The organism is Streptomyces sp. ST2-7A (assembly GCF_021390475.1).
Lineage (GTDB): Bacteria > Actinomycetota > Actinomycetes > Streptomycetales > Streptomycetaceae > Streptomyces.
The window spans coordinates 138,570-154,837 of record NZ_JAJUWS010000003.1 but is presented as its reverse complement, the minus strand read 5'-3'; the positions used below and the strand labels follow the sequence as shown (position 1 = coordinate 154,837).

Annotated in this window: 9 protein-coding genes; 7 read left to right on the top strand and 2 right to left on the bottom strand. The window is 66.4% G+C overall.

What is annotated here, in order from left to right; all coding sequences use genetic code 11:
- Positions 1 to 110 precede the first annotated feature (110 nt).
- From LZF96_RS03210 to LZF96_RS03200, 3 genes are all read left to right on the top strand, one after another.
- Positions 111 to 1,619, top strand: coding sequence for a bifunctional cytidylyltransferase/SDR family oxidoreductase (locus LZF96_RS03210; RefSeq protein ID WP_233865494.1), 1,509 nt, complete (start codon positions 111 to 113; stop codon positions 1,617 to 1,619).
- Positions 1,616 to 3,700, top strand: a complete 2,085-nt coding sequence (locus LZF96_RS03205) for a hypothetical protein (RefSeq protein WP_233865396.1) — start codon at positions 1,616 to 1,618, stop codon at positions 3,698 to 3,700. The genes LZF96_RS03210 and LZF96_RS03205 overlap by 4 nt, the downstream gene beginning before the upstream one ends.
- A gap of 74 nt (positions 3,701 to 3,774) precedes the next feature.
- Positions 3,775 to 6,534 (top strand): CDP-glycerol glycerophosphotransferase family protein, encoded by a 2,760-nt coding sequence (locus tag LZF96_RS03200; RefSeq protein WP_233865394.1) that lies wholly within the window; start codon positions 3,775 to 3,777, stop codon positions 6,532 to 6,534.
- Positions 6,535 to 6,614: 80 nt separating this feature from the next.
- On the opposite strand, the gene LZF96_RS03195 is transcribed toward LZF96_RS03200, so the two are convergent.
- Positions 6,615 to 7,715, bottom strand: a complete 1,101-nt coding sequence (locus LZF96_RS03195; protein WP_267940384.1) for an acyltransferase family protein — start codon at positions 7,713 to 7,715, stop codon at positions 6,615 to 6,617.
- A gap of 126 nt (positions 7,716 to 7,841) precedes the next feature.
- Positions 7,842 to 9,359 (bottom strand): stealth family protein, encoded by a 1,518-nt coding sequence (locus LZF96_RS03190; protein ID WP_233865390.1) that lies wholly within the window; start codon positions 9,357 to 9,359, stop codon positions 7,842 to 7,844.
- A 722-nt stretch (positions 9,360 to 10,081) separates the two neighbouring features.
- Here LZF96_RS03190 and LZF96_RS03185 point away from each other — a divergent pair.
- From LZF96_RS03185 to LZF96_RS03170, 4 genes are all read left to right on the top strand, one after another.
- Positions 10,082 to 10,462: a LamG domain-containing protein gene (locus LZF96_RS03185; protein WP_233865387.1), complete on the top strand. Its 381-nt coding sequence runs from the start codon at positions 10,082 to 10,084 to the stop codon at positions 10,460 to 10,462.
- Complete coding sequence (locus LZF96_RS03180) at positions 10,444 to 10,890, top strand: laminin G domain-containing protein (protein ID WP_233865385.1); 447 nt, start codon at positions 10,444 to 10,446, stop codon at positions 10,888 to 10,890. The genes LZF96_RS03185 and LZF96_RS03180 overlap by 19 nt, the downstream gene beginning before the upstream one ends.
- Before the next feature lie 5 nt (positions 10,891 to 10,895).
- Positions 10,896 to 11,591 (top strand): LamG domain-containing protein, encoded by a 696-nt coding sequence (locus LZF96_RS03175; protein ID WP_233865383.1) that lies wholly within the window; start codon positions 10,896 to 10,898, stop codon positions 11,589 to 11,591.
- Between the two features lie 427 nt (positions 11,592 to 12,018).
- On the top strand, positions 12,019 to 16,266 hold the full coding sequence (locus LZF96_RS03170) for a LamG-like jellyroll fold domain-containing protein (RefSeq protein WP_233865381.1): 4,248 nt from the start codon (positions 12,019 to 12,021) through the stop codon (positions 16,264 to 16,266).
- Positions 16,267 to 16,268: the final 2 nt, after the last annotated feature.

Genomic DNA, 16,268 nt, shown 5'->3' with positions numbered 1-16,268 from the left:
ATCTCACGTATGAGTCACCTTTCCACGAGGGTTACCCTTCTGTTTGCGTGCACTCCTCTGCGTGCATACGGCGTATCCATAAGTTCGGACCGGCGGGAGCGGTTTTGTCCATCCACAGCACGGGGACGCGCCCTCGGACCACCGCGGTGGTCCTGGCGGGCGGCACGGGTCAGCGCGTTGGCCTGTCCATACCGAAGCAGCTCATCAAGATCGCCGGCCGGGCCGTGATCGAGCACACTCTCGCGGTCTTCGAGGAGGCCGAGGACATCGACGACATCCTCGTCCTCATGGCGCCGGGATACGTCCCCGATGTGGAGAAGATCGTCGCGAAGGCCGGATTCACCAAGGTGACCCGGGTCATCGAGGGCGGCACCACCCGCAACGAGACCACCGAGCGCGCCATCGCCGCCCTCGGCGAGGGCCTGGCCGAGGGGGAGGACCGCAACGTCCTGTTCCACGACGCGGTCCGCCCCCTGCTCTCCCAGCGCGTGATCGCCGACTGCGTCACCGCCCTGGACCGCTACAACGCGGTCGACGTGGCCATCCCCTCCGCCGACACCATCATCGTCACCCGCCGGCACGGTGACGACGGCGAGTTCATCACCGACGTCCCGGACCGCTCCCGGCTGCGCCGCGGCCAGACCCCGCAGGCCTTTAAGCTCTCCACCATCCGCCGCGCCTACGAGCTGGCCGCCGGCGACCCCAACTTCGCCGCCACCGACGACTGTTCCGTGGTTCTGAAGTACCTGCCGGACGTGCCGATCCACGTCGTCATGGGCGACGAGTGGAACATGAAGGTCACCCAGCCCGTCGACGTCTACATCGCCGACAAGCTCTTCCAACTCGCCTCCACCGCCGCCCCCTCGCCGGCCGACGAGAGCGCCTACCGCGAGGCGCTCACCGGCCGCACCGTCGTCGTCTTCGGTGGTTCCTACGGCATCGGCAAGGACATCGCCGAACTCGCCGAGGGGTACGGCGCCACGGTGCACGCGCTGGGGCGCTCCACCACCGGCACCCACGTCGAGAACCCGCAGGACATCGACGACGCCCTCTCCCGCGCCTACGCCGACACCGGCCGTATCGACTACGTGGTCAACACCGCGGGTGTCCTGCGGATCGGGAAGCTCGCCGAGACCGACAACGCCACCATCGAGGAGGCGATGAAGGTCAACTACCTGGCACCGGTGCACATAGCCCGGGCCGCCCACAAGTACCTCGCCGAGACGGGCGGCCAACTCCTGCTCTACACCTCCAGCAGCTACACCCGCGGCCGTGCGGAGTACAGCCTGTACTCCTCCACCAAGGCCGCGATGGTCAACCTCACCCAGGCACTGTCCGATGAATGGGCCTCCGACGGCATCAGGGTCAACTGCGTCAACCCCGAGCGCACCGCCACTCCCATGCGCACCAAGGCATTCGGGCAGGAACCACCGAATACCCTTCTTTCCTCGGAAGCGGTCGCCCACACCTCATTGGACGTCCTGCTCTCCGATCTCACCGGCCACGTGATCGATGTTCGCCGCCAGGACCCCACCGCCGGGGCCGGCGCCGCCGGGACCTTCGAGCACGCCCTCGCCGCCGCCCTCGACGCCGGAGCCGCAGCGGAGGACCTCGCATGACCACCCCCCTCGTTCAGCGCCTCCTCGGCACCACCACCGTCGTGGAGAGCACGACGGCGACGCTGCTCTTCCTGTCCTACCCCGCGATGCTGGTTGCCGCGCTCCTCGGTTCCCTGCCCGCCTTCGCCGTCGCGGCCGGTGTCTCCCTGCTGACCGACCACCTCCTGCACCACCGTCGGGTGCCGCTGGTCGCGCGGCTCGCCCGGGCCCGCGCCGGCCTGACGATCCGCTTCCTCCTCCGCGAACTGCTGCTGATCCTGCTCCTGGTCCGCGCCGACCTCGCCGAGCCCGCCGTTCTCACCGTCGCCGTGGCGGGCTTCGTTCTCTTCCACGCCTTCCAGGCACCCCACACCGGCCTGGTGATGATGCTGCGCCGGCGGCGCCGACTCCCGGTCGCCACCCGCAACATCGATCTCTCCACGCTGCCCGTCCCCGACGGCGCTCCCCGTGCCCTCACCCACCGGGCAACGGAGAAAATGCTCCACCTGGAACTGCCGCTCTTCGCGGGACTGCTGACCGCTGCCGTCACCGGAACGGTCGGGCACGCGCTGATCGGCGCGGCCGTGACGACCACCGCCGCGCTCCTCTACGCGTTGGCGCTCCTGCCGTACCTGCGGGCGGCGAAGCTCCCTCCGTCCCCCGAGTACACCCTCGAGTGGTTCGACGGTTGGCTGCGCACCCACCAGCCGACGGTGGTCCTGTACTTCTCCGGCTCCCAGGACAGCGCCTACCAGGTCAACATGTGGCTCGAGACCGTCGAACGCCTCGACGCGAAGTCCGTCGTCATCCTGCGCGAGCGCAACATCCTGCCCCAGCTGTCCACCACCACCCTGCCGGTGCTGTGCGTGCCGAGCGCGGTGGACCTGATGAACCTGGACCTGTCCATGCTGCGCGTCGGCCTCTACCCGGCCAACGTGGGCAAGAACCTGCACCTGCTGCGGGTGCCGACGATGAAGCACGTCTTCATCGGCCACGGCGACAGCGACAAGATCGCCAGCATCAACCCCTATACCAAGGCCTATGACGAGGTGTGGACCGCCGGTCGGGCCGGGCGCGACCGCTACGCCCTGGCCGATGTCGGGGTTCGGGGCGAGGACATCGTCGAGGTGGGACGGCCCCAACTGGCGCCCATCCGTCCGGCCGGTGAGCCCGTCGAGGGGCGCATTCCCACCATCCTGTACGCCCCCACCTGGGAGGGATGGACGGACGACCCCGGCAACACCTCGTTGATCCTCGCCGGGGAGAACATCGTTCGCCGCCTCGTCGAGGCCCCTGTTCCGGTCCGCGTGCTCTACAAGCCGCACCCCTTCACCGGCATGCGCAGTGCCGTGGCCCGGGCGGCGGACCAGCGGATCCGAGACCTGATCGGGAAGGCCGCCGCCGATCGTGCCGCGGACCCGCGGTGGGCGGCCGAGACCGAGCGCACCGCCGCCGACCGCGCGCGTGCCGCACAGGTGCTGCGGGAGATCGACAAGCGGCGCGCGGCGAAGACCGAGTCCGATGAGCTGGGCACGTGGGACGATGCCTCCGTCTCCCGCGACGCACTCACTCCGTCGAGCCGGGCCGCCGAGGAGGCAGCCGTGAGAGCCGAGTGGAACGAGGCATTCTGGCGCTCCTTCGGCTGGTGGGAGCACCGGGTCATCACGGGCCCCGCCCCGCTGCTGTTCGACTGTTTCAACGAGAGCGCCGCCCTGGTCTCCGATATCTCCAGCGTGGTCTCGGACTTCGTCGCCAGCGGCAAGCCCTACGCGGTCACCGATTCCGCCGGCCTGGGCGCGGAGGAATTCCGCCGGCAGAACACCGCTGTCCGGGCGGCCGTCATCCTCGACAACACCGCCGGGGGCCTCACCGAACTACTGGCCGCCGTTCACGAGCCGTCCGCCGATCCGCTGACGGAGGAGCGGGAAGAACTCAAGGAGTACCTGCTGGGTCCCGATCGTCCCACCTCCCCGGAGCGCTTCCAAGCGGCGATCGACGACCTGACGGCCAGGGCCGATGCCCGGAACAGCGGCGTGATCCGGATTCCCGCCCAGGCCACCCCGCCGACCACCGCTCCGGGTGTGGGTGCCGGCGCCCCGTGACCCAACCCTCCCTCGGGGGCTTCCCCGCGTTTTTCCCCTCCGCTTCATTCGCCAGTCAGGAGCCCTGATCCCCCATGGCCCCCAAATCCGATCCCACCTCCTGCATACCGGAGGACCTGCGCCGTTTGATGCGGTGGCTTCCGGAGGCCTCATCGGAGGAGCGGGAGGAACTCCTCACCGGTACCGACGCGTTCTTCGCGGGTCCCGAGGCGGCGAAGGCCGCCAAGTTTCCCCCGTTGGCCCGTATCAAGTGGTACCTGGCCCGCGAGCACCGGTTGGATGATCTGATCGAGGTCATCCGGTACGAGCGTGAGAACCCGTCGGCCTTCCGCGTGCGCGGGGTACTGCGTCCGTACGCCGAGGTACCGGGTGTGGACACGGGCTCCCTGCCGACCGAGGTCACCAGGCTGCGGATGCGTGAACTCCCGATGCGGTCCAAGGCCACCGAGATCGTGTGGGAGGACGATCGGCTCGTGGTGCGCGGCTATGCCTTCGTCGCCAACGTCCCCGTGGAGGACGGCGGAGGGTTGCCGCGACTGGCCTGGCTCCGCCGCCGTGGCGCCCGCCGCCGGATGCCGGTGAAAGTGCGTCCCCTCGTCATGCCCCGCGCCACTCGGGAGAGCGGTCAGGCGCTGCACCGTTACGACGGATCGGGTTTCGAGATCCGTATCGATCCGGAAAAATTGAAGAGTCGTGGGGAGTGGAAGCCGGGGGAGTGGCAGCTCACCCTCGCACTCCCCTTCCCGGGCGGATGGCGCCCCGGGCCGTTGGGGAAGAACGACATCGGGAGCGCCGGACACTCGGGTGTCCGCGCGCTCGGCGACGGTGCCCGTCTGGTGACCGGCTTCTCCGAGAACGCCCTTCGCCTCACCGTCGATCTGCCGGACATCGAGTTGGTGGCCGGGGAAAAGACGGGAGATTCTCTGCGCCTCGCGCTGCGGGTTCCGGATCGTTCGAAGCGGACCCCTGAACACCTTCGGGTGTCCGCGAAGGCAGGTGGAGAGGCGTGGCGTTACCCCGTGATGGCGCCCTCCGCCGGAGGGGCGAGTACCCACCATGTGGAGATTCCCCTGGTGGACCTCACCCGGGCAACGACGGAGAAGGCTCCCACCGAGGACTTCCACACCCACGTAGAGTTCGCCGATGGCACCGAGCGACGTCTCACGGTGCACGCCGACTTCCGTCCCTCGAACCACGATCTCCCCTTCGGACGCGAGATCGCCGTCACGACGGACGGCCCCGGGCTGGTCAAGCTCCACGACCGCCGACGCCAGCCGGTCGTCGACCGTGCCGAGTGGACCCCGGAGGGTGCTCTCGTCCTGGAGGGCGACTACACCGGGCCCGGCGAGGACGTGCGGGTCATCCTCCGCCATGGTCAGCGCTTCGAGGAGCACGAGGCTTCCTGGAAGTGGGCTGACGGTCGTTTCGTGATCCGGGTGACGCCCGACAGCATGCCCTCCTGGGAATCCCGTCTCCCCCTGCGCCAGGGCCGTTGGTATCTGTCGCTGCGGGACCGGGACGGTTGGGATCACACAGAGGATGTCCCGGTCAAGCTGCGTGCGGATCTGGTGGACACCCTGCCGTTGTCCCATCGGGGCACCGGACGTCGCTACAGCCTGGACCGGCGTTTCTTCGACCGGATCTTCCTGGCCTCCGGTTCCGCGCTGGCCGAGAACGAGCGCGGGGGGTATCACCAGCGACGGTTGAGGGAGGTCGCCACTCCGCTGTTCAAACAGCGCCCCCTGCGGGACGCGATCTTCTACAACAGCTTCGGCGGCAAGCAGTTCTCCGATTCCCCTCGTGCCATCTACGAGGAGATGGTCCGCCGGGGTGTCGACGCGGAACACATCTGGGCCGTCTCGGACGATCAGGTCGCCCTGCCCGACGGGGTGCGGGCCGTCGAGTGGCACAGCGAGGAATGGCACGAGGCGCTGGCCCGCAGTCGGTGGGTGGTGACCAATGTGGGGTTGGGCGACTGGTACGAGAAGCGTCCGGGCCAGTGCGTGGTCCAGACCTGGCACGGCACGCCCCTCAAGCGCATCGGTGCGGACCTCCTGGGGACCCCTCGGGCGAATCGGGCCTACATCGCCAGTCTGCCCCACCGGTTCCGGCAGTTCGACCACATCGTCTCCCCGAACGCCTTCACCACGCCCATCATGCGGGACGCTTTCTGCTGCGAAGGCGATATCCTGGAGTCGGGATACCCCCGCAACGACGTCTTCCACCGGCCCGAGCGCGCGGAGATCATCGAGCGGGTGCGTCGGGTGCTCGGTATCCCGGAGGGCAAGAAGGTGGTGCTCTACGCTCCGACCTGGCGGGACGACCAGCGACACACCGCCACCAAGTTCAAACTGGACCTGCGTGTCGATCTCGCCGCCGCACGGCGGGAGCTGGGGGAGGATCATGTTTTCCTCTTTCGCAAGCACCCCAAGATCCTCGATGCTATTCCCGGTGCCGGGCAGGGTTTTGTTTGGGATGTCTCGGCCTACCCGGACATCGCGGAGCTGTATCTGATAGCGGACATCCTGATCACCGACTACTCGTCGGTGCTCTTCGACTACGCCCATTCCGAGCGTCCGATGCTTTTCTTCACCTACGATCTCGAGCACTACCGCGATACCCTGCGCGGTTTCTACTTCGATTTCACGGAGAAGGCTCCCGGACCCCTCCTGAAGACGTCCGAGGAACTCGTCGCGGCAATTCGTGACATCGAGGCGGTCAAAAAGGAGTACGCGGACCGCTACGACCGCTTTCTCAAGGAATTCTGCGAGCCCCGGGACGGCCTCGCCACGGCTCGGGTGGTGGAGCGCATGCTCTCCCACCCTCGCGACTGAATCCGGCGGCTTCTCCGGCCGGCCAAGCACTGTCGTGGGGCCTGTGCCTCCTCTCTCGGGGGAGGCACAGGCCCCGTTCGTCATTCCCGACGGGGGGCGGTGTCCCGGAACAACGGGTTCAGGCGCGGCTCCATCAGGGGGCGCAGGAATCGCCGGACCGGGGACGAGCACAGAGCGGTCACCAGGACGGCGGCGGTCACGGTCACCAGTACCGGTCCCCAGATGGGATGCTCCACCGGGCCGAGGTCGTACCAGCCCCACTCCCGGGCTCCGCGCACGAAAAAGCCGTGCAGTAGATAGCCGTACAGGGTTCCGGCGCCCAGGGCGGTGAACCAGGTGGCACGGCCGGGCACGAGGGCGAGAAAGGCAGCGGCCAGGATCGCCGAGCAGCCATAGAAAACCAGAGTCATCACCACACCCGTGGCCGTGGACACCCCGAGTTCCTGGGCGCTCTCCCGGTGGTAGAACCAGGCGTACTCCAGGCGGGGAACCGCCCAGTACGCCACCGGGAGGGCGCCGCACAGGATCGGCACGGCCGCGACGCGCACGGCACGCCGGCGCAGCGCGGTGAAGTGTTCCGGTCGCAGCACCAGGCCCAAGACGAAGAAGGGCAGAAACTGCAGGACACGGTGCAGATCCAGAGTACTGCCGATGTAGGGAGACACCGCGGCGAGCGTTCCGATGGCCACCGCGACCGGGAGGGGATACCTGATCGTCTTCCAGATCGGGGTGGTCAGGCGCCATATGAACAGGGCCAGCAGGAACCAGGTGATCCAGAAGGGGGTGAACATCCGCACCGGTACGTCCGGGTCGGAGTACAGCCACCGATTGAACACTGCGTAGAGGACCTGGAAGACCGCGTAGGGCACGAGCACCCCACTGACCAGACGCCGCACCCGGTCGGGGCGCGCGTCGAAGCTCCGCGAGAAGTACCCGGCGATCACTATGAAGGCCGGCATGTGGAAGACGTAGACCGCCATGTAGAGAGCGGTCACCGTCCGGGAGTCGCTCCGCAGCGGTTCCCAGGCGTGACCGATCGCCACCAGGACGATCGCCAGGTACTTCGCGTTGTCGAAGAAGGCGTCCCGCCGGCCATTCACCGCGATGGGACTCGTACTCCGGGCCGGTAGGGGGGCACCGGCCCCCGGGGCTTGCTTCGTGCGCGTGACGGGGTCGGTCATCGGATCACCACCCGCACCGGGTCGGGAGTAGCGGAGGATGGGCGGCCGGAAGCCACCGAGAGCCGGAGAACGAACACTGGGCGATCCTATCCGGTGCTGTATCGCCGACTTTCGATCCCTCCCGGATCAAAACCGTTCAAATGGGCTCGGAATGGGAAAACGCTCTCGGAGGAAACGGGTCACGGTGTCCGTGCGTCGAGCCCGCTCCTCTTCGGTGTCCTCCTCGTTCACGAAGCCGGCCTCGTTGATGCACAGAACGTGATGCTTGCGATCCTCCAGGAAGTGGACCAGTCGTTCCTCCATTTCGGGCGAGGACACCTCGGCGTAACCCAGGCTGAGATTGCCCGGCACCGCTCGGGCGGTCTGATGCGCGTAGTGATGATGCAGTGCCGAGGGAATCGAGATGTCACTGTGTGCCCGGAAACGGTGCCGTCCCGTATTTCGATGCCATTCCGGGAATTCTTTCTCTATTTCTAGGAGGATGTCCCGACGCAGGGCATAGGGGATGTGCTTCATCTTCTGGGTGGGAACCCTGCCGAAATGTTCCCTGATCAATTCCCGGTTGTTCTTCTGCGCGGCGTCCACCGGCCGATCATCGGGCGTCACGGGCCCCGGGGGAATCAGGGATCGGGAGGGGAAGAATCTGGTGATCCCGTTGGAGCAGAAGAAGTGCTCCGGCAGTACGGGACGGGCCAACAGCATGTCGTCGTTGAAATAGAGGAAGTGATCCGCAAGGCCGTCGATGTGGTGCAACCGGCTCTCAATCGCCCGCGAGTTGAAGGTCGGAAGGTACTCCGGGGCGTCGAAGATATCCCGGTGGTCCACCATGCGTATCCGGGGGTGATCGGTGTCCAGCCACTCCGGGGTCTGGCGGTCCGTGACAACGTACACGGCGCGCACCCAGGGGGCGTACTGGTGGAGCGAGCGCAGCGAGAAGCGGAGTTCGTCCCGGTTGTGGAAACGACCGGTGCCGCCGGCCTCGGGGTGATACTCGTCCCCGGAATGAGCGGCCTTGCGGGCGCGCCATTCCGGATCCGCATCGTCCACCCAGGTGTAGACGACATCCACGGGGAATTCGATCTCGTCGGGACGGTGTGTCAGGAAGACATCGAGTGTGGGGTGCGCGCCGTTGACGGCGGGATCCGAGAACGAGGAGAGGAGGGGGGTCATGCGATGCGATGGCGCGGTCGTTTTCTCCTCCCCGCCCCGGATCCACCGCGTGACCCGGTTGGGACGGGGGGCGAGAAGCACCTCCTCCGGCCGACTCCAGAATTCGATGTCGCAACCGTGGTCGGGTCCAAGCGGTTTCCGTTCGGAGCGGGGGGCGACCAGATGCGTAAAGAAGCGCACCACGTCCTCCTCGCGGAGGAGTTCGTTTCCCCGCTCGCCGATCGCGGCGGTGACGTTCACACTCGTGCGACGCGGCTTGTCCGCCGGTACCAGGTATCCCGGAACCTTCTCGCACAGTGAGGTGATGGCCCCGGCGACCCGGTCGCGATCCTCCTCCTCCACGGCCACGACGGAGGCCAGGGGGTCATGTCCCGGGACCACGAAGTGCTCGACGCCCGCGGTGTCCAGGGCGTCGAGAATCAACCGGAGGTGGTGCTCGCGCGCCAGAGCGGGCGAGAGACCATCCAGGAGCATCCCGACCCGACTCTTCCCACCCCTGCCGATGAGTACCCGGTCCTCGCGGTCGAGAGCCTCCGCGTAGGGGAAGCCGTCGGGTGCGGAGGGCCGTCCCGGGTGGTCCCCCGGAGTGGGCGGGATGGGCTCAACAGAAGGGGGAGGGGATGAGGCCTTCGTGCTCGAAGTCCCTTCGGCCACGGTAGGGCGACGGCGTGGAAGCGCGCGCCGGAGGTGTTTCCGAAGACGTGGTCGAAAACCGGTGACGGGCTTTCCCTGTGCGGGTCCCTCGAATGACTCCTCGGGTATGCGGGCTTCCGTGCTCACTCTTCCTCCGTACGCGGCGACGCGTAACAGATCATCATGTTTTGCTCACGTGGAAGCCTCGCACGAGTCACGATATGGGCACGTGGATGAGGGTGGACATTTCAGGTTGCATGCGCTTCACGTGCCCGGGGGAACGCGTGTTGCCGCTTCCGCTCCGGGCGAGGGGAAGGGTGCGATCCCGTTCCGGAGGGTGAACATGCCGTAAAGTGACACGTGTCACCCCTGCCGGATGTTCTGTCGGTGGGGGGTTGCTCCCCCCCTCGGGCGATTCAACCCTCTCGCTGCGCCATCCGCTCTTCACCTGGCCTCATACGTCTACCATATGCGGAAAGTGTGACCGAAGTGTGAGGGGCTGACTTTCGTGACCCCTTCCCGCAGACGCGGCCCTCGGTACGGAGAGGGTGAGCGGGGGTGCGTTGACCCTCGACGGAACCGACTCGTACCTCCGCACGAACACGCGGCTCCCCGACCCGACAGCCGACTTCACCGCCTTGGCGTGGGTACGTCTCGACGAGACCGGTGACGAACCGAGTGTTGTGTGGTCCCTGCCGGGTCGTGAGCACCCGGACGTGGAACTCTTCCACTCGCGGCGGTTGGACCGCTGGGTTCTCGGCCGTAGCGACATCGGGCAGGAGAACAGCCGTCCGACCGGGGCCCGTGCCCGGGCTCCGGTGTCGCGCACCACGAATACGTGGGTTCATCTGGTCGGTACGCACGACGCCGCTCGCGGCGAGCTGAGCCTGTATGTGGACGGTCGTCCCACACCGCCGGGAACTCCATGCCCCGTCCCCTTCTGATCGGGGCCGGCCGGTACGAGGGCGCTCTCGCCGGTTTCCCGAAGGGAGCGGTGGACGAGATCGCGCTTTTCGAGCGGGTGCTCTCCGCCGAGGAGATCTCCCGGCTGCACGCGGCACCGGGTGAGGCGCTCCCCGGCGCGCCCGCCTCCTTCTGTACCCCCGGAGGCGGGGACACGCCTGCCACGATCCCGGCGCCCCCGGCCGAGCGGTGGATGCACCTGTCGGTCGTTCACGACGCTCGTCGGGACGTGGCGGAGCTGTATGTCAACGGTTTCCCCGCCTGCACCGCGGAGACGGAGGGAATCCCCGGTGGCCCGCTTTCCCTCACCCGGGAGCAATTGGTGGGGCGGCCGGGCCGGAAACCTTCCTGCTCGGCAGGATCGACGGTATTCGGCTCCACGACCGACCTCTCCCCGCCTCCGAGGTGAAGGCGATGAGCCCACCGGTGGAGAACAATTCGACGCCCTTCGTGGCCGCTCGGTGGAATTTCGAGGGAGTGCTCGACGGCATCACCCCGGACTCATCGGAGAATGAGAACCACCTCACGGTGGCCGGGGGCGTCAGCCAGGAGTTCGGGTGGGTGGACATGGGAGTCCTCGCCTTCAACGGTGTGGACGGCCACGCCTCCACCGACTCCGTGCCGATCGACACCACGGTGGGGTTCACCCTGGCGGGATGGTTCAGGTCGCACGAGATGCCGGGGGAGTTTGTCACGGCGTTCGGTGTGACGGGTGAGCGGGAATCGGCGGTGACGTTGCGTTTCCTGCCCTGTCCCGGTCAGTACGGCTGGGGTGAGTGGGAGGTCTCCCTCACGGATTCCGACGGCGAAGACGCTGTGGTCACACGCCTCTCCGCATCCGAGTTCCCCTCCGAGGTGGGGTACTGGGTCCATGTGGCGGTCGTATACGACCGATCTGCAAGAGCGCTTCGCCTGTACGTGAACGGCGAGCGCACCGCCGAACTCGACTTCGCCTCGACGCCCTTCCCACCCACTTTCAGGGCGAACGGCTCCTTCCAGGTCGGTCGTTCACTGAACAATGGTGAACGGGGTGAGTGCTGGCCCGGAACACGCTGGGGCAGGCCGAAAATTTTTCGTGATGAAGTTTCTCGCCAGGGTTTGGTGAGGTGAAATCGACACGCCCAAGAATTTCGACTCGGCGGGATATGGATACCTACTCCGTAGGATCCGCAGTGGTCGTCGGGTTTTGGCGCACTCTTTCCATTGGTGAGCGAGAGGAGTGCACGGCAAGCGATTACAGGTGCGCCACCACTCGGAGAAGCCACCTGAATGAAATTTCCGTAAAAAGTTAATATTGGGCGAATTGAGCAAATCATTGTCACCTGTCGCCCGGGGGTGCCCGTGATCTCACGGTCGGCACGTTTCACACCTTGCGGTGATGTGATGGATATCTCTCTTCACTTCGCGATCAACTGATCTCCATGTGTGAAGTGTCCGTTTTCCCCCGATGGACAGTTAGCTGTAGCTGGTCATATGTTCATGCGGTTCATGTGAGGGTGTGTGTTCGGTCACCTGTGGTGATGGGGTAGGGGGAATGGTGAGCGGGAAGCTCCGCGAAGTTCGGGGGTGCCGAGGGCTGATCGTTCTCCTGGCCATGGCGATGGGCTTGGCCGTGGGCGCCCCCGCCCGAGCCGTGGATGAGCCGGGCGATGTGGTGACGACTCCTTCCGAGGGAACCTCGGAGCCAGAGGAGGAGCACCATGAGGAGAGCGAACTGGCTGCCCGCTCCGGCGAACCGGTCGAGGTGCTCTCCCAGCGCGGGGAAACCCGAGAGGTCTTCGCTCTTCCCGACGGCACCTTTCAGGCCCGTGAGTACGTGACACCCATATGGACCCGCCGTGGTGGGGAGTGGGTCGGGGTTGATCTGACGCTGGTGGCTGGTGAGGGGGAAATAACTCCCCTGGCCTCAACTGTCGATTTGGTCTTCTCCCCCGGAGGGGGGCACGACCTGGTCTCCCTGGTGAGGGACAGCAGAGAGCTGACGTTCACTTGGCCGGAACTTCTTCCCGCTCCCGTGCTGGAGGGTCCCCGGGCCACCTATCCGGACGTGCTGCCCGACGTCGACCTCCGACTGGAGGCGCTGGATGACGGCTTCCTCTCCCTCTTCATCGTGCACACCCCCGAAGCGGCGGCCGATCCCGCCCTGGAGGAATTGCGCTTCGGCCTGGCCGGTCAGGGCCTCGAGGTGCAGGTCACCGAAGACGGTGGGCTGGAGGCCGTGGACACCGGTACGGGAGGAACGGTTTTCCGGGCTCCCACCCCTGTGATGTGGGACTCCACTCTCCACGGGGAAACCACCGAGGTCCGGGCTGAAACCCTCTCCCGCTCCGTGGACTCATCATCGACTCGGACCGATGAGCTGTCGAGCTCCGAGGAACCCGCCCCCGGTGATTCCGTCAACCTGGCGACCATCGGGGTACAGGTGGACTCGAAGAGCGAAGAACTCGTTCTTCTTCCCGATCTCGAGGTGTTGCGGGGGGAGGAGACGACGTATCCGGTGTTCATCGATCCGCAGTGGCATTCGCCGCGGGCGTCGGCGTGGACGATGGTGTCGCGGTATTGGGCGGGGACGCCGCAGTGGATGTTCAACGGTCGTACCGATGAGGGTGTGGGGTACTGCGTGGGGTGGGCGGGGTGCAATCCCAACGAGGTGAAGCGGCTCTTCTACCGGATCGACACCTCGCGGTTCGCGGGTACGCGGGTGATGAGTGCGGAGTTCGTGGTGCGCAACACCCACTCGGCGCAGTGCACGGATCATCCGGTGGAGTTGTGGCGCACGAAGGCGATCGGTGCGTCGACGACGTGGAACACGCAGACCGCGTCGGGGTTTTGGGTGGAGCGGTTGCGGACGGAGTCCTTCCACTACGGTGGTGGTCAGTCGGGGTGCCGGCCGGCCGGTGACGCTGAGTTCGATGTGCGGGCGGCGATCCAGCGGGCGGCGGACGCGAAGACCTCGACGTTGACGTTCGGGTTGCGGGCCTCGAACGAGACGAGCAATCTGCACTGGAAGCGGTTTTCCAAGGACGCTCATCTGCGGGTGCGGTACAACCGGCCGCCGCGGCAGATCGCGATGTCGCAGTTGACGATGGAGTACGGGGGCACATGCAAGTCCTCCGGTTCGGCGCCGCACGTGCGCACGATGGGGAAGGTCCACGCCAACAACGTGTCCGATCCGGACGGGGATACGGTGCGGGTGCAGTTCCAGGTCCGCAACGGTTCCACGGTGGTGTGGGACTCGGGGCTGAGCACGGCCAAGAAGTCGGGTTCGGCGTTCAATGTGACGCTGCCGACGGGTCTGCCGAAGAACACGGTGTTGAACTGGCAGGTGCGGGCCCATGACGGGGCGCACTATGGTCCGTGGTCGACGGCGGGGGCGGCCACGGCGTGTTACTTCGTGTACAACACCACCATTCCCGCGGCGCCGGGCATCGACTCGGGTCATTATCCGGAGTCCGATCCCTCCGATCCGGAGGATCCGTGGTGGGACGGGGTGGGGCAGTACGGGGACTTCACCCTGGCCTCCTCGGACGGGGATGTGAACCGTTTCCGGTACGGCATCAACACCGACCCCCTGCCGGGTAACCAGATCACCACCACCAACGGAGCCGCCCGACTGGTGAAGGTGCTCCCCGAGAAGCCGGGCCTGCACTTCATCACCGCCCAGGCCATCGACCGGGCCGGCAACGCCTCGGAGGTCCGCACCTACCAGTACCGCGTCGCCCCCGGACAGGACGCTCGCATCACCTGGCAGTTGAACGAGGAGGAGGGAGCCGGTGAGTTCGGGGCCACGGCCTCCTCGCGGGATGCCCGACTGTTCGGGGGGACCCAACTCGGGGTACCGGGTGTGGTGGGGACCGCCCTGCACCTGGACGGCTCAACCGGTCATGCGGTGACCGATGGGCCGGTCCTGGACACCGGTAAAACCTTCACGGTTTCCGCATGGGCGAAGTTGGATCGCAAACCCAACAGCGCGGCCATTGTTGTCACGCAGACAGGGAAGCACCGCCCCGGGTTCGAGCTGTACTATTCCGCCGCGAGGGATTCCTGGGCCTTCAACCAGTACTGGGCCGACGAACCCGAAAATAATTCCATGGCCCGCGTTCTCGCGGATGCCCCCGTGGTCTCGGGGCAATGGACCCACTTGCTGGGATCCTGGAACGGCAACACGATGCGGCTTTTCGTCAACGGACAGTTGGCGGGATCGCTCGAATATGCCGGGGCCTGGAACGCCCGGGGCCCGGTGCAGATCGGAGTCGGCCAGTACAGTGGGGAAAAGAAGAGCTACTTCCCCGGATCGATCGACGAGGTGCAGATCTTCAATCATCAGATGAGTGATCCCACCACCCAGATCGCACAGCTCTACCGCAAGGAGCGTATTCATCAGGAGCCCGGTCGTCCGGCGGTTTCCCTCTTCGAACTCGATGAACCGGAGTATTCCACTACGGTCTCCGGTGCGGCCGACGTCCTGCCCGCCACCATTGTCGACGGTGTTCGGACCGGTATGGAGGGTGAGAAGGGGAGAGTGGCACGGTTTGACGGCGCGACCGGATATGCCCACACCACGGCCGGCATGGTGAACACCGGACGCAGCTTCGCGGTCTCCGCATGGGCCAAACTCGACAAATCCCGCGTGGGTTCTGCCGGGGTGATTGCGACCCAGGTGGCGACTCAGCGTCCCGGGTTCGAGTTGTACTACTCCACGCCTTATGATCGTTGGGTTTTTAATCAGTATGAAAGCAACTCCTCGGATTCCCGCATCATACGGGCAATGCAGCCGGTAGGAACTACGGCACATGACGGGGAGTGGGCCCATCTGGTGGGTGTTCATGACGCCGAGAAAAAAACGCTGACGCTTTATGTGGACGGAGTCAAGGCGGGCACTGCTCCTCTGTCGATATCGCGCTATGCCAATGGGGGTGTTCAAATCGGAGCGGGGCAGGCCGGCGGAGACCTCAGATCCTTCTTCCCCGGAGAGATTTCTGATGTGCGGATATACGACCGGGTGGTGACCGGCTACGAGGTCGGCCAGCTCTTCCACCACTCACCGCTGGTGAAGGGCCGCTGGAACTTCGAGGAGGCAGGCGCGACGACTCCCGACGATTCGCCCCACGACAACGACCTCACCGTGCACGGTGACACCTCCATCGACTGGGGTCGGGTCGACGAGGGCGCCCTGATCCTCGACGGCGTCGGTGCCCACGCCCGCACCGAGACGATGCCGATCGACACCTCGGCCGGGTTCTCCGTCACGGCCTGGGCCCGCGCCACCACCGCACCGGAGGAGCCCGTGACGGTGGTCAGCGCGACCGGTGACCACCACAGCGCGTTCGCCGTTCGCTTCGTCCCCCACGACGAGGAAGAGGGATGGGGGAACTGGCAGGTCGCGCTTCCCGACGGGGACGCCAGCGGAGCCAGGGTGATCCGGGTCAACAACCAGCTCTTCTACGACGTGCGCTACTGGAACCACCTGACGCTCGTGCACGACGGCTTCACCAAGCAGACCCGTCTCTACGTGGATGGGGAGTTGGAGGAGATCGTCTGCACGGAGGACTCGGATCCCCTCTGCGAGCCGGGTGAGTCCTGGAGCGACAACACCATCCCCTTCCGGGCGACGCACTCCCTGGAGGTCGGACGCAACCGTGTCGATGGCGGTTGGGGTGAGTACTGGCCGGGGGCCATCGACGACCTCTGGGTGATCCAGGGCGTCCTCTCAGACAACCAGGTGCGTCACATGGCGGCCGGCGCCTCCGGCAGACCGCCGGTCCTCCCCGTCGACGCCCGCTGATC